We start from the raw sequence: 22,330 nt of genomic DNA on the forward strand, positions 1-22,330 counted from the left end.
CCGCCTAGAATTTCTTAGGTCCGCGGCCGCGTTTTTGAAAGGACATGGATGTTCTCCGGGAGGTTTTCGGCTATCCCTTTATGGAGCGTCCCCATCCGCGCCGAGGCTAAAGCTCGTCGCTAAATCCCGATTTTCTTGAAAAAGTCGCCCCCATGTGTTTTACAATTGTCTTTGTAAATGATACAATATGCGTAAATCGGCCCCTGTCAATTGACAATCATGTTCAATACAATAAGGAAAGGAGATCCCTTATGAAAAAGCGCATGTTTTCATTCTGTATTGCAGTAGTACTTACAGGCGCATTTCTTTTATCCGGCTGCGGCAAAAAGGTACAGGCATCAGATTTAATGAAAGGTGTAAAGGCCAATGATGTCAGCAAAGAAGCCGTACTTCGTGACGAGGATACTGTTGCCGCCGCAGATTTTGCGGTGCGCCTGTTTGAGGCCAGCCGGCAAGAAAACTCTGAGGTGCTGATATCGCCTGTTTCTGTGCTCTATGCTCTTGCTATGACCGCGAATGGGGCAGAAGGGGAGACCCTCACACAGATGGAGGATGTGCTGGGGCTGAGCGTAGAAGAACTGAATCCATACCTCTATGCTTATAAAGAGGCATTGGCTTCCGGCAATAAGTACAAGCTGGATCTTGCCAATTCAATCTGGTTTAAAGAGGATGAGAGTCTGACCGTGAATCCGGATTTTCTGCAGGCAAACGCAGACTGGTATGACGCGGAGCTTTACCAGGCGCCTTTTGATAATTCCACGCTCAAGGACATCAACAATTGGGTCAGCGATAAAACGGACGGTATGATAGAAGATATACTGGATGAGATTCCGGATGAAGCGATCATGTATCTGATCAATGCGATTGCGTTTGATGCCGAATGGGAGAACATATATAAGGAAAATGAAGTCATGGCGGATGTTTTTACAACGGAAAACGGAAGTGAGCAAATTGCAGAGCTGATGTATTCGGAAGAGAACGAATATCTGGAAGATGAGAATACAACCGGTCTGATTAAGTATTATAAGGACGGAAAATATGCGTTTGCAGGCCTGCTTCCGAAAGAGGGGATAAGCGTGAGCGAATATATTTCCTCCTTAACGGGTGAAAAGTTGATGAGACTTTTGAACAACTCGCAGAGCGTGCCGGTGGATGCGGCGATCCCCAAATTTGAAAATGAGTACGATACAGAGATGAGTGAGATTCTGAAAGATATGGGGATGACGAATGCATTTGATCCCGGAATGGCAGATTTCAGCGGGTTGGGAACATCGACGGATGGGAATATTTATATAAACCGTGTACTGCACAAAACTTATATTGCGGTGGATGAACAAGGGACGAAGGCGGGAGCAGCCACAGCTGTGGAGCTGATGACGGAAGCTGCGATGATCGATTCCGCAGAGCACAAAACCGTATACTTGAACCGGCCGTTTATTTATATGCTGATTGATAGTGAAGCGAAACTTCCTGTCTTCATGGGGACAGTGATGGATATAAAAGAATAGGGCACACCGGAGAGTGCTGCCGGAACAAAAAATAGAAAAGGAGTGCATTAAGATGCAGACATCAACAGAACTAAAAAATTTACTCAACAGGATTGACCACAAGAGTTATCCTGCCTACAAAGATACGAAGGGTGTATATCAGTTCCCCGGGTATCAGCTTTCCATCGATCATGTACAGGGAGATCCATTTGCCTCCCCTTCAAAATTAAGTATTCATATAAAAGGTGCGGCGGCAGGGTTTCCAAAAGAGCTGTTTGAGACGGAGCACCGCCGGATTGCTCTGCAGGATTATCTGACACGCCAGTTCGGACGCGGTGTTGAAAAGTATGCATTCAAAGCCAAAGGTTCGGGCAAGAGCGGCCTGATCTCTGTCAGCAGATGCGGACAGGAGATACTGGAACGTACGGCATGCAGTATTGATGTTCGTACCGGGGATCTGGTACTAAGGCTTGAGGCCGGTTTTCCTGCAAACGGAAGAACCATCAATGCCAGGGAATTAATGAAGATATTGTTTGATTTTTTGCCCGAGTGTGTGGAAAACTCTCTGTATTATAAGAAAAGCGATAAAAAAAGAATAGAACAGACAGCATTTCTCGCGGACGACCAGCAGTATATCCGGGAGCAGCTGCCTGCTCTGGGACTGGCTGCTTTTGTGGCGGACGGAGCTATTCTGCCCAGAGAATCCGGAATTTCTTCCCGGCCAATGAAAGGGGCGGTTGCCTTTGCTTCCCCGGAGGAACTGAAAGTGACGCTGGAACTGCCTCACAGAGGAAAAATAACGGGAATGGGAATCCGCAGAGGAATCACACTGATTGTGGGCGGGGGATACCACGGAAAGTCCACGCTCCTGAAAGCACTGGAACTGGGTGTTTATAACCATATTGCGGGGGATGGCAGGGAGTATGTGATTACAGACGCCACCGCAATGAAGATCCGCGCAGAGGATGGACGCAGCATTAAGAAAACAGATATTTCCATGTTTATAAATGACCTTCCCAATAAAAAGGAAACACGAGGATTCTATACGGAGGATGCCAGCGGAAGTACATCCCAGGCAGCGAATGTGATAGAGAGCATGGAGGCGGGGGCAAAACTGCTGCTGATCGATGAAGACACAAGCGCAACGAATTTTATGATACGGGATGAGCTGATGCAGCGCGTGATACACAGAGATATGGAACCCATCACGCCATTTATCGAACGGATCAGGGAATTGTATGATGAGTATGGAATATCAACTGCCATCGTGGCAGGAAGTTCCGGGGCATATTTCCATATTGCGGACTGCATTATCCAGATGGACAGATATGTGCCGAAAGATATCACCGCTCTTGCGAAAAGAGAGGCCGAAAGTTTTCCAATGCTCAGCGGGCCGGATGAAAAAGCAGCAGCACCCGTGTTCACACGATGCCCGGGAGGAAATCCGGCATTTCGCGGGAATGACAGGGTAAAGATGAAGACGATGGGCCGGGAGGCTGTGCAGATTAACCGGGAAACCATAGACCTGCGCTATGTGGAGCAGCTCGTTGACAGTGAGCAGGTGTCTGCTCTGGGGTATTGTGTAAAATATGCGGAAAAACATTTTTTAGACGGAAGAAAGACTCTGCAGAAGGTTGTGGAGGAGTTGGAGAATAAGATAAAAAAAGACGGACTGGGTAGTTTGTGTGAAAGCGGCTCCAGTGTGGCGTGCCTTGCAGCGCCGAGAAAACAGGAGATATATGCATGCCTGGATCGATACCGGGGCCTGAAGCTGTAGAAAGGGGACTCATATGCGTTTTTTTCATTTATCTGATCTGCATATTGGCAAACAATTGCACCACTACAGCCTTCTGGAGGACCAGAGACATATATTAAACGAGGTGGTCAGCAGGGTGAAGGAGTTGAAACCTGATGCAATAGTCATAGCCGGAGATATCTATGACAAGTCCGTCCCGTCGGCGGAGGCGGTCTCTCTGTTTGACGATTTTCTGACGGAACTGGCTGACGTGGACGAAAAACCGGCGGTTATTCTGATCAGCGGGAACCATGATTCGGCCCAGCGGCTGGACTACGCCAGCCGAATTCTGGGCAGACAGAATATATATATTGCAGGTGAAGCGCCCAGGGAAAAGGATGAATATTTAAAGAAAGTAACACTCTGTGACGAATACGGGGATGTGGACTTTTATCTGCTCCCATTTTTAAAGCCGGGGTATGTCCGCGGTGTTTTTGAGGAAGAGATTCCGGAGACTTACAGCGAAGCGGTCGCGCGTATCTTGGAACGGGAAGCACCGGACCGGGAGAAGCGCAATGTTTTGTTGTCCCACCAGTTCTATACGGGAAACGGGAAAACGCCGCAGACCTGCGATTCGGAGCTGTTTTCCGTGGGCGGGATTGACAATGTTGACATCGCGCCCCTCCTGCAGTTTGATTATGTGGCTCTCGGACACCTGCACCGGGCACAGCAGGCCGGAGAGCCCTTTATCCGTTACTGCGGGACCCTTCTGAAGTATTCCGTCAGTGAGGCAGGAGATACGAAGTCGCTTCATGTGGTGGAACTCGGCAAAAAGGGGGAAGAGGTGCACGTAGAGCTTCTGCCGCTGCATCCGCTCAGGGATGTGCGTACGGTCCGCGGAGAGATGAAGCAGATCATGGGGCAGGCGGAGAACGGGAGCTGTGAGGACTATATCAGCATTACGCTGACGGATGAGGTGGATCCGTACAGGCCAAAGGAACAGCTGGAAAAAGTATATCCCCACATTCTCGAGATCCGGATGGATAATGCCCGCACCAGGAAGCGTCTGGAGGAGTTCGACGATGAGGTGGAATTGACCGATCCGCTGTCTGTATTTGGGGAGTTTTATGAGGAAATCCAGGGCCGGGAGCTGTCTCAGGAAGAGAGGGGATTTCTGGAACAGGTATTTGAGAAGGTGAAGGGGGAATAAGATGAGGCCGGTAAGGTTGATAATGTCTGCATTTGGTTCTTATGCAGATGTGGAAGAAATAGATTTTACAAAAATACAGCATGGCCTTTTTCTTATCACCGGAGACACCGGTGCAGGAAAGACCACGATTTTTGATGCCATCACGTACGCGCTTTACGATAAAACCAGCGGAGGAAGGCGCGATGGCAATATGATGCGCAGCCAGTATGCATCAGAAGAGACGGATACTTTCGTAGAGTATACATTTTCCTACAGAGGAAAAGAATATACGGTCAGAAGAAACCCCGAATATCTGCGGATCGGAAAGCGCCGGATGGCGGACGGCTCGCCCCGTCTTGTAAAAGAGACGGCCAAGGTAAGCCTGTTCATGCCAGACGGCAGAGAGGTACAGGGAAAGAAGAAGGACATTGATAATAAAATCGAGGAAATCATCGGTCTGGATGTGAACCAGTTCACCCAGATCGCAATGATTGCTCAGGGAGATTTCCTGAGACTGCTCCATGCAGAGTCCAAAGAACGCAAGAAGATTTTCTCCAGAATCTTTCAGACCAGGCTGTACTGGCAGGTACAGGAAGAATTAAAGGAGGAGGCAAAACAGCTCTATATCCGCATGGAGGACAATACAAAAGACTGCCTGCGTGAGATGGAGCGTGTGGAGACTTATGCCAAAAGCGCTGAGTCTGCTAAGTGGGAGCGGCTTTCGGCGCTGAAAATTCCTCCGGCAGAGGAGGTCATGGACGTATTAAAGGAAATCTGCAGGCAGGGGAAGTCCATGGAGACAGAGGCCGAGAAAGAACATACACAGCTGCAGAAGCAGGCCGAGAATCTCAATGCCGCGATCCGCGGCCAGGAAGAGGTCAACATTCTGTTTCGGTCGAAAGAGCAGGTTCAAAAGAGGCTGCAGGAGCTGGAGGAAAAAAAGAGCGGCATGAAAGAGATCAGCCGTCAGATCAAAGACGGTGAGCGGGCCGAAAAAGTTCTTGTTAAAGAAGAACAGTATAAACGGACCAGCCTGGAAGCAAAGCGTCTGCAAGAAACAGTGGGGCAGACAAAAAGCTGGATGGAGGAGCAGACGGCAGTTTCGGCAGAGAAGGAAAAGGAACTGCAGCAGCTGGAGGAAGAGCTGCAGGAAAAGGAACCCGTTTTTCAAAAACAGATTCTCCGTCTGAAAGATATTCTGCCCAGATATGCGAATATCAGGAAACTGGAAGAACAGTATCACAAACAGTTAAAGAAAATGGAACGTGTGCTCAAGGAGTGCCGGGCGGCCTCTGCGGATTACGAGAAAAAGTACCAGCAGTTTTTTGAGGAACAGGCCGGTATTCTGGCAAAGGAACTAAAGGAAGGCCAGCCGTGTCCTGTATGCGGTTCTACAGAACACCCCCACAGGGCGGAGATACTAAAGGGCGCTCCGGGGCAGGAAGAAGTGCAGCAGGCCAAGGAAAGGCGGGATCAAAAAGAGCAGGAGCGTACCGCCTGCCAGGAACAGTTTCAGGCATCCAAAAGCCGCCTGGACTCCGAAAGAAAACTGTTGGAGGAAGCGGCGGAAGATATCATGGCAGGAGGTTCCCTTTTAGAGGATGAAGCAAGAGCACATTTGAAACAGCTGGAAGATGATTTAAAAGAAATGAAGAAAAATTTCCAGAAAAAGGGAAAAGATTTCCGGGAATTGATGGAAGAAATGAAGCGCAGAAGCGGACTTCTGGAGAGCCAGGAAAAACAGCTCCAGGAATTGAATACGAAGCAGAAAGAAGAGGAAGAATATTTTCAGGAAGAGTTAAAAGCACAGAAATTTGCGTCCCGTGAAGAATACAGCAGTGCATTGGAATGGACAGAAGGACGCAAAGCGAAAGCCGAAGCACTCAGCCAGTATGAAAAAGAGTGCCTGGAAGTAAAAACAAGGTATGAAATGCTCTGCCAGCAGAGCGAGGGAAAGCAGCCTGCAGACCTGGAGGAAGAAAAAGAAAAGCTGGAAGAGGTGCTCATCTCACAGAAAGCGCAGAAAGACAGGTGGCTTCAGCTGCACAGCCAGAACCAGAAAAACAAAGAGGCCAGGGCAAAGCTGAAACAGTATTTTGAAACAAAAGCAGGTCTGACAATGCAGTACGAGATGGTCAACAACTTGAGCCGTACGGCCAATGGAACCCTGAACGGCAGTATTAAGCTGGATTTTGAAACCTATGTGCAGAGAAAATATTTCAAGCAGATCATCCATGCCGCCAACCGGCGGCTCAGCAAGATGACCTCCAACGAATTTATCCTGCAGTGCCGGGAAATCAAAGACCTGAGCAGCCAGGGGCAGGCCGGGCTGGATCTGGATGTCTACCACCTTGTCAACGATTCCGTCCGGGATGTGAAGACACTGTCCGGAGGCGAATCTTTCATGGCATCCCTCTCCATGGCGCTGGGACTGTCAGACATCATACAGAACACGGCAGGCGCAATCAGTCTGGAGACGATGTTTGTGGATGAAGGCTTCGGTTCCCTGGATGACGCGGCAAGAGAGCGGGCGATCCAGATTCTGCAGGAGCTGGCAGGTGAAAAAGGAATCGTGGGAATCATATCCCATGTAAATGAATTAAAAGAACAGATCGAATGGAAACTTGCAGTGACAAAGACAGAGCAGGGAAGCAGTACCAGGTGGGTATTAGAATAAACAGAAATGGAAGTGGGACAGATGAAGAAATACCTGAAAACAGCATCAGCCCTGCTGCTGGCCGTAATCCTCAGCCTGCAGCAGGCACTGCCCGTTAGGGCATGGGAGGAAATTATAACCTGTACGGTTCTTGGGGACAGCATCGCAAAGGGGTATTCTTCAGATAAAGTCAATCAAATAGACTGCTACGGCCGTATTGTGACCGAGCAGATTGCCGATGAAAATGCGATATATTTTGACTATCAGAATTACGCGAAAAACGGCCTGGACACACAGGGCCTCAATGAAAAGGTTCTGTCCAGGGATACGGTAAAAAGAAATCTGAACAAATCGGATCTTATATTTGTAACAATGGGGTCCAACGACCTTATGAACGAATTTAAAAAAGAAGCCCAGGAAATCCTGAATTCCGACACCAAATTCAGGAGTGCACCTCAGGCTTTGAATGAACTTCAGGAAGCGGTCAAAAAAAATCCGTTACTGATCCTCAAGATCATAGATGCCTTAAGCAGCTGGGACTATGGAGGTTTTGAGGCAGAGTGGGCCACTGCCATGCAGACTATAACCCAGCAGAAAAAAGACACGGCTCAAATTATCGTAACCAATATCTACAACCCCATTTATAATATGCAGCTTCCCGGAACCATGAATAAGGTTGTAGAAGACATCATCCAGAATATGAACAGTATCATCGAAAAAAGAGCAGAAGAATTCGACTACCAGGTCGTAGACCTTTTCAACTCCAATATCGTAGCCTTCGTCCAGGGCGACGGCCTCCACCCCAGCCAGGAAGGGCAGCAGCTTATCGCAGCAATGGTCTACGATGAAATCCAGCCCGTTACGGATATAAATACTCAGTCCGTAGATGGCGAAGCCGTAAAGGGAGAAGCTCAACAGCCAAAGCCGGCAGACCAATCCGAACAGTCTGCTCCCGAGAACGAAGACCTGCCCCCCGATACCACCAAACAGTCCAAAAACCAACCCAATCAGGGCAAATATTCATACTTCGTTCCTACAATCTTACTGGTAATATTAGCAAGTGTCCTGATCATATCAATCAGACGCAAAAATAAAAATTAACATCCAAAAGCGGAATGCATTTTCCCATTACCCATCAATTATACCATAAGTGGGTGACAAATTATTATTTGAGTATTCCTATTATTTATTCAAAGCGCCTGTGATTATATAATTGCAAACTAATAAATAGAATAATAATTAACTATCTGTCAAACTCCCGAGCTGGTCACGGCTATAGCAGAGTTGTTTAAAATATGGGGATATGGTATATTTTATTCATAAATAATGTTAGGAGCGGTTCTTATGGCTACGATTAAAGAAATTGCGGATATGCTGGGTGTGAGTACTGCAACCGTATCAAATGTTATTAATGGAAAGACAAAAAAAGTTTCTAAAAAAAATATCGAACGAATTGAGAAAGTGCTGAAGGAAACAAAGTATGTAAAAAGAATGGATAAAAATGCGCTTATAAATGGGAAGCCTCTTATTATCGGTGTGGTAATCCACACATGTAAATCCTATGAGAATACATTTTTGTCGGACCCTTTTTACGGGCAGCTTGTTGGCGTACTGGAGAGAGAGATAAGAAAAGCCGGATACTATATGATGCTGTATGCTTCGGAAAGTATCGAAGAGATCTATCAGATGGTGATGACCTGGAACATTGCCGGTCTTGTGGCAATTACTTTCACGCACACAGAGTATAATAAGCTGGCAGCGTTAATAAAGAGACCTATAGTTGCTGTAGATTTATATAATATATTAGATGATAATTTTTATAATGTCGGAACACAGGACAAACAGGGTGGATACCTGATGACTAAATATTTATTGGATCTTGGATATTCAGATATTTTAGTGATAGGTAACCGTAATGTGGGCGTCGATTATACCAGGTGGCAGGGGTATGAAGAGGCAATAAAAAAGGCAGAAGGTTCTCGTTTAAAGGCATATCCGATGATTATAGCCAGCGACGTATACGAAAAGAGGCAGAAACAGTTGGAGGAGCTGGCTGAATTTGCTGATAAGAATAAAAGAACAGCACTGTTTTTCCTTGCAGATATTTTAGCCGTTGAAGGTATTAATTATTTAGGCAGGAAGGGGGTTAAAGCTCCCGATGATATTGGGATTGCGGGGTATGATGACAATCAGTATTCAAGTATTTCCCACCCCAAACTGACAACTATAAATCAGGATATAACGAGAAAAGCTAAAAAAACATTCGAGATGCTGTTGGATTTACTTAATGAAAAGGAGACCGGGACTCATAATCTTCTGCTGCCGGTTCGGTTGGTTATTAGAAATTCGGTGAAGGATAAGGGATAATATATGTGCATATTACATATATTATCCCTTTCCTTTTTGTATACTAAGCAGGTTATGTCCGTAACCTGTTGACAGGCCATAGAAACAAGTTTAAACTCTTGAAATATCCTTAGCTAAGAAACTTATAGTAACAGTACAGGCTTGTCTGAACCGTTACAGCTTAACCCCAAGTGTACACCGGAATCCATGCCCTGCGGGCGGGTGTGCGGACAAGCTGCAAAACAATGTTAAAATTGGAAATGTGAGGTGTTTTATGAGAGAACAATGGTGGAAAGAGGCGGTAGTATATCAGATTTACCCAAGGAGCTTTTATGACAGCAACAATGATGGTGTTGGTGATATCAATGGTATTATTCAGAAGCTGGATTATCTGAAAGAACTGGGTATAGATGTAATCTGGCTTTCACCGGTTTATCAATCTCCCAATGCGGATAATGGTTATGACATTAGCGACTATCATGCTATTATGAAAGAGTTTGGGACGATGGAAGATTTTGATCACTTATTAATTGAGGCGCATAAGCGGAACCTGCGGATCGTGATGGACTTGGTCGTAAATCATACCTCGGATGAACACGAATGGTTTACCAAAAGCAGATCTTTGCCGGATAGCAAGTATCACGATTATTATATCTGGAAGAGGGGGAGGAACGGAGGAGCTCCAAATAACTGGGGAAGCTGGTTTTATAATTCTGCGTGGGAATATGAGGATAATACGGATATGTATTATCTGCATATATTCTCTAAAAAGCAGCCGGATTTAAATTGGGATAATCCTTTATTGCGGGAAGAGGTTTACTCAATGATGACATGGTGGCTGGATAAGGGGGTAGATGGATTCCGGATGGATGTCATCAGCCTGATTTCTAAAAATCCGTCTTTTCCGGATGGAGAAGTAACCGGGGCATACGGAGATTTTGGTGACTTGACGCCATATTGCGAGAATGGCCCGCGTGTTCATGAATATCTGAAGGAAATGAATGAGAAAGTGCTGTCAAAATACGACATTATGACAGTTGGAGAAACACCGAATGCATCTGTGGATGATGCAGCAAAATTCGCGAATTGCGATGGCACTGAGCTAAATATGGTGTTTCAATTTGAGCATGTTTCAATCGATTACGGGCAGTTTGGAAAATATACGGAGAACAGATATCGTCTGAAAGACTTGATAGAGGTTTTGAGTAAGTGGCAGGACGGCTTGTCTGACAAGGGCTGGAACAGTTTATACTTTGAGAACCATGACCAGCCCCGTTCTGTATCTAGATTCGGGGATGTATCAACGCCGTTGTACTGGGAAAAATCGGCGAAGATGCTGGCAACCTGCCTGTATATGTTACAGGGGACGCCCTATATATACCAGGGGCAGGAAATTGGGATGACAAATCCCAGATTTGAATCATTTGCAGACTATAAAGATATTGAGGCTAAAAATGCATACCGTGATCTGGTTGAAGAACAAAAAATTATGACAGAGGATCAATTTCTTAGATGTGTATTTAATCTGGGACGTGATAATGCAAGAACACCGATGCAATGGAATAACAGCAGCTATGCGGGATTTTCAAAGGCAGCGCCATGGATGAAAGTGAATCCTGATTATCAGGATATCAATGTGGAGAAACAGCGAAATGACCCCGATTCAATCCTGAGTTATTATAAAACATTAATCAAACTGCGCAAGAATTATAAGGTCATTGTCTATGGTAAATATGAATTGCTGAATCCAATATCCGAGTATATATGGGCGTATAAAAGAAAACTTGACAATACAGTCATGACTGTAATGGCAAACTTTTCTGACCAAACCGTCGGATGTGAATTATTCAAACAGGAGTCAGGAATCTTATTATCAAATTACAGGCAGCATCAGATTTTGAAACTACAGCCATATGAGGTTATTGTTCAATTAGAACAGTGATAGAAGAGGTGGGAAGGAGAGTATCCTTCCCACCTCAGTTGGTTTCATTCTCCCAGCCTCTTTTTTGCTGGTACTCGCCGGGAGAGACCGAGTAATATTGCTTAAAGACATAAGAAAAATGCTTTACATTCACATATCCAACTTTTTCGGCAATCTCATAAATTTTCATATTAGGATTATTTTTCATATAGTTGACCGCATTTTTCATGCGTATGCCAGTCAGATATTTAATATAAGATTCCCCCATCTCATTATGGAACAGTGTGCTGAGATAGTTGGGTGAAACGCCGATTTCTTCGGCAATCCATGCAAGACTGACCGGCTCAGCATAGTGCATGTGTATATATTGTTGCGCTTTACTGACTATATTAGCTTCCGGGTTCGCGTCGGTATCAAAAGTTATATCTGCATACTTCCGGTCTGAAAGCAGGCCGATAACCTTTATCAGATATTTACGTGTTGAAATCTCCGGCTCAGTGGATATGTGCGGTATTGAGGATAAAATATACATAATATCATCCGGGTTCCACAGGTTCTGGATGGCCTTTAAAGATTTTATCAAGTAGAGGCTGACGGCAATTCTATTCTGCAGGGCATCATCAGGAAGTAATGCGATTATGGAATCAATAATCAGCGGCTGGTCAGCGGTCTGATCTTTGACAATTGCCGAATGGAGCGCTTTTACGTAATAGTTTATTTTGTGGATTCGTGATATGAGGATGTCCTCTGTTTCTTCATAAATATAAATCTGGCTGGAGCGGCTGAATATCCGGCAGTTTAATGCAGCCGCCGCCTCCTGGTAAGCGTCATTTACCATCAAAATATCCTCGAATGCAGAGCTTTGGCCTGCTGAAAGCGACAATTCCATATTTGGAAATTTATTTTTCCGGACTTCCTGTAAAAAGTCTTTCGCCAGAAGAGACGCCGATTGATATGTTTCCCCTGACAGAAGCACCACCACATCTTCGTTGTGATCCAGGCTGATCCATATATTTGCCGGATGTTCTTCTGCCAGCTCAAGTGTCAATCGATACAGGATATATTTGTATAAAGGAATGTCACTTGCCGGAATTTCGTTAGAGAGTAAGATATCTTCATCTATACTTATGAGCAAAATGATTCCGGCGCCGTCCAGAAGGTTTATTTTCATCCGGTGTATCATCGGGTGCAGGGATTGGGTCTCGACATAAGAGTTATTGATAATCGCCTGGATAAAGCGTGATACAATTTGTATCTTCCCTTCTTCGTTCAGTTCCAGTAAGCTGTGATAGATATACTCTTCGGCCTGTTCTGCAGACAGTGCGGCTTTTATGGTATTTAGCGTTTCTTTTAAATTCGGCAGAGAAATGGGTTTTAATAAATAGTCTTTTACACCAAATTTGATGGCTTTTTGGGCAAACTGGAATTCGTCATAACCAGAAAGGATTATGATTTTCTGGCGGGGCCTGTTTTTTAATATTTCCTGACATAATGTCAGCCCGTCCATTTCGGGCATCTTAATATCAGTTATAATAAGATCTGCATCATTCTTTGCTAACCAGTCTAAAGCAGAAATACCGTCATAACATGTCTGTGAAATATTCCAGTCAGCATCTTGCCTGGGAATTGAAACAGAAAGAAAATCCAGTGTAAGTTTCTCATCGTCTACTAATAAGATATTATACATTTTCCTGAGCCTCCTTTTTTAAAAGCGGCAGTTTTACCGTAACCCTGGTGCCAGCATCGGGCTCGCTGTTTATATGGATCCCGTATTGACTTCCATAGTGCAGCTTAATACGATTGCTTACATTTTCCAGTCCGATATGGCCGTCTGTTCCGGGGGCAGAGTAGCTTTGCGGCCGGCTGGCAGCCTGATCAAGTTTCTCTTTAAGTGCTGTCAGCTGTTCGGCTGTCATACCTTTACCGGTATCGGCAACAATGAAAAAAGTGAATTGGCCTTCCGTAAATCCGTTCACGGTAATCCTGGTTTTGGCCCGCTGCTTTTCTAAACCGTGTATGATAGCATTTTCGACAATTGGCTGTAGTATAAAAGCCAGAATATATTGGTAGTAAAGCTCTTTTTCGAGGGACAGTTCATACTCCAGCCTTTCTTCAAATCGGCTGCGCTGGATCCCTAAATAGCAATCAAGCACAGAGTATTCGTTCGCTAATGTCACTTCCCGGTTCCATTTTGCCATGCCCCTCAGCAGCTGATGCAGTTTATCGATGTTATCCACGGCCTGTTCTGATTTGCCCAATTGGATCTGCATACTGATCATGTTCAGGGTATTGTATAAAAAATGCGGCTTAATCTGGCTTTGCAGGGCATTTAGCTGAGCCTGTGTGTGAAGTGCATTTGCTTCATATACCTGGGTTGCCAGCTGAGTGTTTCGCTGAATGTTTTCATTGATCGTCTGTACCATGGAATTAAAAGAATCTCCCAAATATCCGATTTCATCCTGGCGTTTACTTAAAAAGTGCACCTGAAAATTTCCCTTACGTACTTCCTTCATCAGCTGGACTATTTCCAGTAAAGGCTGCAGAAATCTGTTGGCAAAAATAAGCAGCACGATAATGGCTGAGAGGGAACTTATTGTTGCCAGCAATAGCGTAAAGTCCCGGGTCTGCCTGGCGTTAGCGGTAAGTTCTTCTAAGGAATTTACAGATACAATCGTCCAGTCAGAGTTTTTAACATTGGCAGTGTTCATTAAATATTCGGTTCCATCTATTTTTTGTGTCCAGCTGTTATCAGCAATTAAGGCTGTATCTGAAAGCAGGTCGATTTTCTCTGTTTTTATGCTGCTGTAAATAAGATTTTTTTGGCTATCGATGATAAACACGCCCCCATCGTTTCCCATCTTTACCTTTTCAGCAATTTCAGAGATACCGCTGTAACTGGCATCAACTTTAATAACACCAATTACTTTATCAATATTTTGTATACTCTTTAGTGGTTTCACTATGGAAAAAACAGTATTTTTGGGATAGGATACAATCTGCTCTAAATGAGGGGGAATAAAAGCAGACTTTTTGTTTTGCAGCGCGTCTTTATACCAGTCATAGCCGGAGTAATCAATACTATGATCAATACTTTTGGGCATTCTGCCGCTATAATAGATCTCATCTGTTATTACAAATACGTTTAAAACATCTTTGCGCGGCATAATCATAATCTGGTCCAGATAGTTCTCGATGATACGCCTTTTTTGTAAGCGCTCGACCTCATTGCCGCTGCTCTTCTCGAATTCATTTATGACTGTGTTATCATAATAGAGATATGTCGTCAGCCTGAAAAGTTCATCCAGATAATTGTTTATATTATACGCAAGCTGTTCGAGTGTTTGCTGTGTTTGAACAGACGATTGGCGCTCAGAGTCTTTAGCATATCGTGCATATGATAGCATCGATGATAAGAATACGGAAATTAAAATCAAAACAGCAACGACTACGGTCAGAGTAAAACGGATACTGCGCAACCGGATTGTAAATAATTTTATCAGTTTTTTCAAATGATCACCTCTCCTGTATGTCGTGAAAGATCGTATTTATTAGAATCAGCGGGCATGTCTTTGAGCTGTATCTAATATACCATAAAAATTCATGACATAATAGAAATAGGAAAAAAACGAACCGTAATCGTAGATTTTGAGTATTTCTCTTAAGACGGCTGACGCTTATACTTAACGTATACAAAAAAGAGAAATTTTCATATTAAGGAGGATCAGGATGAAGAGAAAAGTTTTAGCAGGTGTGTTAGCCATTGTATTAGCCTGTGGGATGGTCAGTGGCTGCGGGAAAAACAGTGACGTTGATAAAGCCAATTCGGGCGGGGATTCCGGCGAGAAGGTGACGGTAAAGTTTTTTAACGGAAATGTAGAAATGGTAGATTGGTACAATGAAGCAGTTGACCGCTTTAACCAGCAAAGTGACACCATTAAAGTTGAACATGAGTTCCAAAAGGAGGGGACGGCAGCACTCCAGACGAAGATTGCAGCCGATGATATTCCCGATATTACTACAATGTCAACGCAGCAAATGATAGATGCGGGTAAGTTTCTTGATTTGTCTGATAGTGAGTGGTGGGACAGAATTGATCCTTCGATCAAAGAGCTTTCTAAAGACACGAAAAGCGGCAAAAATTATTATATACCATCAAACACAATGATTACTGCGGCTATCTATAATCAAAAGATTTTTGACGAATTGAAGTTAACTCCTGCAAATACATTGGATGAGTTCACGGATAATCTCAGGGCGGTCAAGAAAGCCAGGCCGGATATGGATCCGTTGTATTTTTCAGGGAAAGAGGCCTGGACAATCGGAATGTTGTTCGGATGCATACCAGAGGCGGTGGAACGCCAAAAAATCGGCGATTTAGAATATGGGAAAGCAGCATTGGAAGGCGATTTAAGTGTTTTAAAGTATTCTGAAAAAGACGGCGCTTTAGAAAAATATATGGATTGGCTGGGAACCTTACAGGAAGAGGGTCTGATTAATGACAACGTACTTACGGCAACTTACGATGACGCAATGAATGCGATTGCGAAGGGAGAGGCAGCAGTTATCTTTCAGGGACTGTTTGCACTTGGCGGTATTATAGATATTAATCCGGAGGCAGTAAATGATCTTCGCGTTAGTGCAATGCCGGCTGTCAGCGCCGATGTGAAACCGGCGATTAACCAGAGCCCTGACAGTACGTATTATATCATGGCTGACTCACCGAATCAGGAAGCGGCAAAGGAATTCTTAACATGGTTATTCAGCGTGGAGAATCAAGTTTCTTATACAGAGACAAGAAATGCGCCATCGGCTTTTGAGGATGTGTCCGCCGATCTTGGGCCGATTGTTGAGAGCGCTGTCGAGGTATCCAAGAGTGCTGCATCTCTGGGGCCTGCTAAAGAACCGGCCGGATTTGGCGGAGATGCGTCGGGAGTCATGCTGCAGGAATTTTTTGCCGGACAATATACTCCGGAAGAATTTGCTGCCGCATATGAAAAGGCCTGGAAAACTGCATTTGATGCACAATAGTGTGATTATAGGGGGAAAGGAGCTGCGGAATGAATTTTTTCATGCGCAGCTTCTTTTCAGGATACCATGAAGTTAAGGAGTATATATATGGAAATATTTAAAAGTAAGATATCATCCAATATGCATAAATTTATGTTTTTGCCTGCCACACTGCTTTTTGCGCTGTTTTTTGTCCTGCCGCTGATTCAGGGGGTAGGTGTGAGTATGACGGATTGGAATGGATTTTCTGAAGAACGGAATTTCATCGGACTTAGCAATTTCATCAGATTTTTTTCGGATGAACGGGCCATGAATGCGATCGGAGTCACCCTGCTGTTCGGCTTGATCAGTCCTTTGCTGCTGAATGTTCTGGGATTGCTTTTCGCAATATTACTTGACTCAAAGATCAAAGGGAAAGTTCTGGCACGTACCGCAGTTTATATGCCGTCCATAATCAGCCCCTTAATTATGGGGTATCTCTGGACGCTGATTTTGTCACCAAGAACCGGAGTTTTGGATCAAACTTTGCAGCAGTTAGGAATTGACTATTCATTTGGGTGGATGGGCGATCCGGATAAAGCCATTTGGCTGATTATCATTGTGAATGTTTGGCAGTTTGTAGGCGGGCCGATGATCATTTATTTGGCGGGCCTTCAGTCAATCCCCGGAGAATTGTATGAATCCGCCAAAATAGACGGTGCAGGATCCCTGCAGATGTTTAAAAATATAACGTGGCCAATGTTGTATCCGTCAGCCCGGATTAACATATTTACAAATATAATTGGTTCCATGGCGGTATTTGATATTATTATGGCAATCACGATGGGCGGGCCGGGATACGCGACGGAATCGCTCAGCATCTTTATATACAAACAGTCGTTTAACGGTTTTGCCGGTTATGCCACAGCAGTGTCCATCATCATGTTCTTTATTATAGTCATTCCCGTTGCCATCTCATTGAGGTGGATGAAAGGAAAAGAGGTAGAAATGTAAGGGAGGTTACCTGTGAAAGTAATTAAAAAATTGTCATCTGGTTTGGGGATAGCAGCGATTATTATCGTATTTCTGATTCCATTTTATATCATGTTTTATCTGAGTTTAAGCGGCGCCGGCAGCAGCTTTGCAGAAGAGTGGTTTCCGTGGGCACTCAATTTTGAGAACTTTGCCAATGCATGGAAGGCTGCCAATATGGGCCGGGCCATGCGGAATTCGTTCATTATTACCGGCGGGGCAGTCGTTGTTTTAATTTTCTGCGCGGCCAGCGGAGGGTATGCGGCGGCAAGAAGTAAAAGTAAGATTAACCGTATCATATTTAATGTAATGATCCTCAGTATGATGGTTCCGGGAATCATTAATACAGTTCCGCTATACTCCATTATGAAAAGGATTAATGGGATTAATACACATTGGGCAATGATTTTGCTCTTGGCATGTCAAAGCCTGCCGTTTTCGGTATTTTTATATGAGGGGTTTATCAGCTCTATGAGTGAATCCATTGAGGAAGCAGCAATTATTGACGGGTGTTCCAGATTTGCGGCATTTTGGAAAGTGACATTTCCATTGTTAAAGCCAATCACAGCTACGGTTGTTATAATGCAGGGAGTTGGTATATGGAACAATTACGGGCAGTCAGTGTTCTTCCTGCAAAATCAAAATTACCATACAATTCCATTAGCGATTTCTACTTTTTTTCAGACATATGGAGCCGATTATAATCTGCTGGCAGCCGGGGCAATGATAGGGCTGGCGCCGGTAGTTATCATTTTTGTGCTGTTCCAGAATCAATTTGTGAAGGGCTTGAGCTCCGGCGGAGTCAAGGGATAAAAAAACAAGTGTTAAAAAAAGGATGAATAAGTTATGTTAAAAAGAAAAAAATATTTTAAAGATCTGTACCGTCCGGGTTTTCACTATTCGGCTGAATCGCATGTTATCAATGACCCCAATGGTCTGTTTTATTATGAGGGGGAGTATCATTTAATGCATCAGTATAATATCAACAATCATATTCATTGGGGGCATGCCGTGAGCCGCGATCTTGTGCATTGGATGCATCTTCCTGCCGCATTGGCTCCGGATCCGATTGGCCAGATATGGTCAGGAAGTGCTGTTGTTGACTGGAAAAATACGAGTGGGCTGCAGTATGGAAAAGAAAAGGTGATTGCTGCATTATTTACTTATAATGAGCATGTAGATTCACAACAAAGCCAGGGATTGGCATATAGCAGAGACCGGGGACGGACATGGATAAAGTATGAGCAAAATCCGGTGTTAACATCGAAGGGGAAAAAGGATTTCCGTGATCCGAAGGTGTTTTGGTTTGAAGAAAAAAATGCCTGGATTATGGTAGTAGCATGTGGAGACCATGTTGAGTTTTATCGCTCTGCCAATCTGATTGAATGGGAGTTTACAGGCGAGTTTGGTTCAGGGGAAGGATCGCATCAGGGAGTATGGGAATGTCCGGATTTGTTCCGGATGCCAATCGAAAATTGCCCGGACGAAAATAAATGGGTTTTACTGGTCAGTGTAAATAGCGGGGCACCTGCGGGGGGAACGGGAATGCAGTATTTTATAGGGGAGTTTGACGGAAAAAGTTTTATAAATGATGGTCCGCCGGAAAAAATATCCTGGCTGGATTATGGCAAAGACTTTTATGCAGGGGTAACCTGGAACGACATTCTGCCGGATGACGGCCGGAGATTAATGATTGGCTGGGCCGATAATTGGCTTTACCGGGATGAATTACCCACGTCTCTTTTTAAGGGGCAGTTTTCCTCGGTCAGAGAGTTAAGATTAGTAAAAAAGCAGGATGAAATCCGTATCATTCAGAGGCCCGCAGAAGAAATCCGGCAATTAAGGAATCAAAGGCATGAGATTACACCTTGTGACATATTTCCTGACAGTACATTGGAATTGCCTGTTGAGGGGAATCAGTTTGAGATCATTTGTGAGCTTGCATTTAAAGGCAGTCATGCTGTAATGGAACTCATGATTGGGGATAGCGGCAGGGATCTCATTAAAATTGTTTATGATCGCAGAGAGGAAAAGATCATCTTTGACCGGACGAATTGTAATCAGTATCACATAGAGCATTTCAGGGGCAGATTCAAAGCCCCGTTCAAGCTTGAGGATGAGATACTAAAATTACATATATTGGTTGATTCATCGCAGATAGAGCTGTTCGCCGGGGACGGTTCGGTAGTTATGACAAACTTGTTCTTTGGGGGAGATCCCAGGCTGCGGGTGAGGTTAGCGGCTGGCAATTCTCCGCTGAGGCTGGTTAGCGGCCGTTGTTACAATCTGTCTTCTGTCTGGCCGGACAAGAAAAGCGAATCCGACTTGTTCGAAAACGTTTTTGATGGGAAGTGGATGAACACAGTACAAGGCTTTGAAGGCTGTTGTGCTGCAGATGGACTAGTGGCAACAACAGAAAAATCCCATGAGTTTCGGGTGCAATCAAGGCTGAAGATTACATCCTATCAGAGTGGAAAAAGCGCCGGCCTGGCATTCGGAATAAATGAAATGGGTATAGGATACAGGGTGGTGTTTGATGCTGAAAAGAAAGAGATGATCTTGTTTTATGATAAAATCCAAATTGGTAAGGCGGCGGTTATAATTAATACGGAGCGGACTTACCTCATTTGTGTCGAAATGAAAGGAGGGAACCTTAAAGTATACATTGACGGAGTAGAATTGTTTAAGGAAAAGCTAAATGAGTATACTGGAGGTGCTTTGGGGCTGTGTGTGAGCGAAACAAATGCATTATTTAACAATATTGAAATTACAAATAGTTAGCGCTCTTGATCTGACAGGAGTGGCAATTGCTTTGCCTATTGGTTACTGTGCACACCCTGCGGGCGTGCACAGCACGGTCTGAACAGCAACGCCTATTGTAAGAATTTACCTCAAAAATTCCACATTTCAAACACAAATCCGTCACAACCTTCTGTTAATTTTATCTTTATGTGGAGCACACAGCTGTTTCATATAGGCCGTCTTATCCAGAGTATGCTTGATGATTTGTCGGACGCTCCTGACCGGTTTGCATCCGCGGTAAGCGGATCAGCCATCTGGGGACATAAATCATCAGCCGCACTCCAAAGCCGGCGCAAATTATCAGACCAGGGAGGTAAGGAATTGATTGAGGTAAAAAACTTAGTAAAAAAATACGGAAACCATCTGGCCATAGACCACCTGAATTTCAAGATTGAAAAAGGGAAGATCTATGGCTTTTTGGGCCCCAACGGAGCAGGAAAATCGACGACCATGAATATCATGACCGGGTACCTTGGAGCAACGGAAGGCGAGGTGATGATTAACGGACACGACATTCTAAAGGAACCGGAAGAAGCGAAGAAGCACATAGGGTATCTTCCGGAGCTCCCGCCGCTGTACATGGAAATGACGGTGCAGGAGTATCTGGATTTTGCAGCGGAGCTGAAGGGAATCGCCAAAGACAAACGGGAATCCTCAGTGGAAGAGGTAATCAAGCTTGCAAAATTGATGGATGTCAGAGGCCGGCTGATCCGCAACCTGTCAAAAGGATACCGGCAGAGAGTTGGGCTGGCCCAGGCCATGCTGGGATTTCCGGACATTATTATACTTGATGAGCCCACCGTGGGGCTGGATCCGAAACAGATTATTGAGATCAGGGAGCTGATCCGGAAACTGGCGAAGGATCATACGGTTATCCTGAGTTCGCATATACTGGCCGAGGTCAGAGAGGTATGCGACTACATTATGATCATTTCGAAGGGCAGGCTTGTTGCCAGCGATACGCCGGATAATCTGGAGCATTTGATGGATGAAGCGGAGTCCGTCGAGATCCTGGCGAAAACAGAACCTTCGAATCTGCGTGACATATTGAATCCGATCAGGGATATCACCGGCATGAAAACAGAAAAGAGAGCGGACGGGACAACATATGCAGTATTGGAAGTAAAAGACAACAAAGATATCCGGGAACAGGTATTCTTTGCATTTGCCGGGGCAGGCTGTCCTCTTCTTATGCTGAATACGAACCGTGCAAGTCTGGAGGAGATCTTCCTGGAACTGACACAGGGGGAAACAGGCTCGAAACTGCTGTCTGCAAAGAGAGAGGAGGCGGGGACAGATGCTGGCGATTTATAAGAGAGAACTGAAGTCCTATTTTCAGTCCATGATTGGATGTGTCTTTATAGCGTTCCTTGTAGCATTTGCGGGAATTTATTTTATGGCTTACAACCTGAATGCGGGATACCCCTACTTCTCCTACACGCTTTCCGGCGTACTGATTGTTTTTCTTGTAGGGATACCGCTGATCACAATGAAAAGCTTTTCGGAGGAGCGGAGAAACAAGACAGACCAGCTGCTTTTGACCGCGCCGGTTAGCCTGCGCCAGGTTGTGATGGGAAAATACCTTGCGATGGTTTCCGTGCTGGCAGTGCCGAACCTGATCTTGTGTTTATTCCCTTTGATTATTAAAATGCAGGGAACCGCATATCTGAAGGTGGATTATATATCTATTGTGGTATTTTTCCTTCTCGGATGCGTATATATTGCGATCGGGATGTTTTTGTCCTCACTGACAGAGAGCCAGATCATTGCCTTTATCACCACATTCGGGGTTCTGCTCGTTCTGTATCTGTGGGACGGCATCCTGTCTTTCCTTCCAAGTTCAGCTATCAGCGGCGCTGTGGGGATTATCATACTTCTGACCATTGTAGCTGCCTATATTCAGCAGATGACGGGCAACTGGTTTATCAGCGGAGGGATTGAACTCATTGGGATTGCGGCCTGTGTAGTCACGTATATTGTAAAATCCAGCCTGTTCGAGAACATTCTGACGAAGTTCCTTGGAAACCTTGCGCTTGCAAATGTTTTTACGGATATCACGTCGAACAGCATAGTAGATATCAGCGGCATAGTTCTGTATTTGTCTGTAATTGTAGTGTTTATTTTCCTGACAGTACAGGCAATTCAGAAAAGACGCTGGAGTTAGGAGGGCCGGAAA

At 44.7% G+C, this 22,330-nt stretch carries 15 protein-coding genes; 13 read left to right on the forward strand and 2 right to left on the reverse strand.

Annotated features, from left to right (window positions below; genetic code table 11):
• Window positions 1–251 precede the first annotated feature (251 nt).
• The 7 genes from GKG43_RS13730 (at window position 252) to GKG43_RS13760 (ending at window position 11,355) form a co-directional block, all read left to right on the forward strand.
• A complete protein-coding gene (locus GKG43_RS13730) occupies window positions 252–1,508 on the forward strand; it encodes a serpin family protein (RefSeq protein WP_129879200.1) in 1,257 nt (418 codons plus the stop codon).
• 52 nt (window positions 1,509–1,560) lie between these two features.
• Entirely contained in the window at window positions 1,561–3,264 is a 1,704-nt protein-coding gene (locus GKG43_RS13735; RefSeq protein ID WP_129879201.1) for an ABC-ATPase domain-containing protein, read from the forward strand.
• Window positions 3,265–3,277: 13 nt separating this feature from the next.
• A complete protein-coding gene (locus GKG43_RS13740; RefSeq protein ID WP_055149830.1) occupies window positions 3,278–4,432 on the forward strand; it encodes an exonuclease SbcCD subunit D in 1,155 nt (384 codons plus the stop codon).
• A 1-nt stretch (window position 4,433) separates the two neighbouring features.
• The gene (locus GKG43_RS13745; protein WP_129879202.1) at window positions 4,434–7,088 is read left to right on the forward strand and encodes an SMC family ATPase; all 2,655 of its coding nucleotides are present in this window, start codon (window positions 4,434–4,436) and stop codon (window positions 7,086–7,088) included.
• A gap of 21 nt (window positions 7,089–7,109) precedes the next feature.
• A complete protein-coding gene (locus tag GKG43_RS13750) occupies window positions 7,110–8,168 on the forward strand; it encodes an SGNH/GDSL hydrolase family protein (protein WP_055150089.1) in 1,059 nt (352 codons plus the stop codon).
• Between the two features lie 243 nt (window positions 8,169–8,411).
• The gene (locus tag GKG43_RS13755; RefSeq protein WP_050641863.1) at window positions 8,412–9,434 is read left to right on the forward strand and encodes a LacI family DNA-binding transcriptional regulator; all 1,023 of its coding nucleotides are present in this window, start codon (window positions 8,412–8,414) and stop codon (window positions 9,432–9,434) included.
• 253 nt (window positions 9,435–9,687) lie between these two features.
• Window positions 9,688–11,355, forward strand: a complete 1,668-nt coding sequence (locus GKG43_RS13760) for an alpha-glucosidase (RefSeq protein ID WP_055149836.1) — start codon at window positions 9,688–9,690, stop codon at window positions 11,353–11,355.
• Window positions 11,356–11,389: 34 nt separating this feature from the next.
• Here GKG43_RS13760 and GKG43_RS13765 read toward each other — a convergent pair whose 3' ends face one another.
• Together GKG43_RS13765 and GKG43_RS13770 are read right to left on the reverse strand one after the other, a co-directional pair.
• Entirely contained in the window at window positions 11,390–13,021 is a 1,632-nt protein-coding gene (locus tag GKG43_RS13765) for a response regulator (protein ID WP_129879203.1), read from the reverse strand.
• A complete protein-coding gene (locus GKG43_RS13770; protein ID WP_129879204.1) occupies window positions 13,014–14,843 on the reverse strand; it encodes a sensor histidine kinase in 1,830 nt (609 codons plus the stop codon). The genes GKG43_RS13765 and GKG43_RS13770 overlap by 8 nt, the downstream gene beginning before the upstream one ends.
• Before the next feature lie 217 nt (window positions 14,844–15,060).
• On the opposite strand from GKG43_RS13770, the gene GKG43_RS13775 reads away from it, so the two are divergent.
• The 6 genes from GKG43_RS13775 to GKG43_RS13800 all read left to right on the forward strand — a co-directional run bounded on the left by GKG43_RS13775 (window position 15,061) and on the right by GKG43_RS13800 (window position 22,318).
• Window positions 15,061–16,362 carry an extracellular solute-binding protein gene (locus GKG43_RS13775; RefSeq protein WP_129879205.1) on the forward strand — a complete coding sequence of 434 codons (1,302 nt, stop codon included), beginning with the start codon at window positions 15,061–15,063 and terminating at the stop codon, window positions 16,360–16,362.
• An 87-nt stretch (window positions 16,363–16,449) separates the two neighbouring features.
• On the forward strand, window positions 16,450–17,334 hold the full coding sequence (locus tag GKG43_RS13780) for a sugar ABC transporter permease (protein WP_050641858.1): 885 nt from the start codon (window positions 16,450–16,452) through the stop codon (window positions 17,332–17,334).
• 12 nt (window positions 17,335–17,346) lie between these two features.
• Entirely contained in the window at window positions 17,347–18,165 is an 819-nt protein-coding gene (locus GKG43_RS13785) for a carbohydrate ABC transporter permease (protein WP_243125856.1), read from the forward strand.
• 33 nt (window positions 18,166–18,198) lie between these two features.
• Window positions 18,199–20,133: a glycoside hydrolase family 32 protein gene (locus tag GKG43_RS13790; RefSeq protein ID WP_129879206.1), complete on the forward strand. Its 1,935-nt coding sequence runs from the start codon at window positions 18,199–18,201 to the stop codon at window positions 20,131–20,133.
• A gap of 342 nt (window positions 20,134–20,475) precedes the next feature.
• On the forward strand, window positions 20,476–21,468 hold the full coding sequence (locus GKG43_RS13795) for an ABC transporter ATP-binding protein (protein WP_129879207.1): 993 nt from the start codon (window positions 20,476–20,478) through the stop codon (window positions 21,466–21,468).
• Window positions 21,452–22,318 (forward strand): ABC transporter permease subunit, encoded by an 867-nt coding sequence (locus tag GKG43_RS13800; protein WP_129879208.1) that lies wholly within the window; start codon window positions 21,452–21,454, stop codon window positions 22,316–22,318. Before GKG43_RS13795 ends, GKG43_RS13800 begins: the two co-directional genes overlap by 17 nt.
• Window positions 22,319–22,330 lie beyond the last annotated feature (12 nt).

Source organism: Eubacterium sp. BIOML-A2 (assembly GCF_009680135.1).
Taxonomy (GTDB): domain Bacteria; phylum Bacillota; class Clostridia; order Lachnospirales; family Lachnospiraceae; genus Faecalicatena; species Faecalicatena contortus_B.

Coding starts and splice junctions, on each gene's coding strand:
- GKG43_RS13765 (WP_129879203.1), bottom strand. CDS start 13,021: ATGTATAATATCTTATTAGTAGACGATGAGAAACTTACACTGGATTTT.
- GKG43_RS13790 (WP_129879206.1), top strand. CDS start 18,199: ATGTTAAAAAGAAAAAAATATTTTAAAGATCTGTACCGTCCGGGTTTT.
- GKG43_RS13750 (WP_055150089.1), top strand. CDS start 7,110: ATGAAGAAATACCTGAAAACAGCATCAGCCCTGCTGCTGGCCGTAATC.
- GKG43_RS13780 (WP_050641858.1), top strand. CDS start 16,450: ATGGAAATATTTAAAAGTAAGATATCATCCAATATGCATAAATTTATG.
- GKG43_RS13745 (WP_129879202.1), top strand. CDS start 4,434: ATGAGGCCGGTAAGGTTGATAATGTCTGCATTTGGTTCTTATGCAGAT.
- GKG43_RS13730 (WP_129879200.1), top strand. CDS start 252: ATGAAAAAGCGCATGTTTTCATTCTGTATTGCAGTAGTACTTACAGGC.
- GKG43_RS13735 (WP_129879201.1), top strand. CDS start 1,561: ATGCAGACATCAACAGAACTAAAAAATTTACTCAACAGGATTGACCAC.
- GKG43_RS13800 (WP_129879208.1), top strand. CDS start 21,452: ATGCTGGCGATTTATAAGAGAGAACTGAAGTCCTATTTTCAGTCCATG.
- GKG43_RS13760 (WP_055149836.1), top strand. CDS start 9,688: ATGAGAGAACAATGGTGGAAAGAGGCGGTAGTATATCAGATTTACCCA.
- GKG43_RS13740 (WP_055149830.1), top strand. CDS start 3,278: ATGCGTTTTTTTCATTTATCTGATCTGCATATTGGCAAACAATTGCAC.
- GKG43_RS13755 (WP_050641863.1), top strand. CDS start 8,412: ATGGCTACGATTAAAGAAATTGCGGATATGCTGGGTGTGAGTACTGCA.
- GKG43_RS13775 (WP_129879205.1), top strand. CDS start 15,061: ATGAAGAGAAAAGTTTTAGCAGGTGTGTTAGCCATTGTATTAGCCTGT.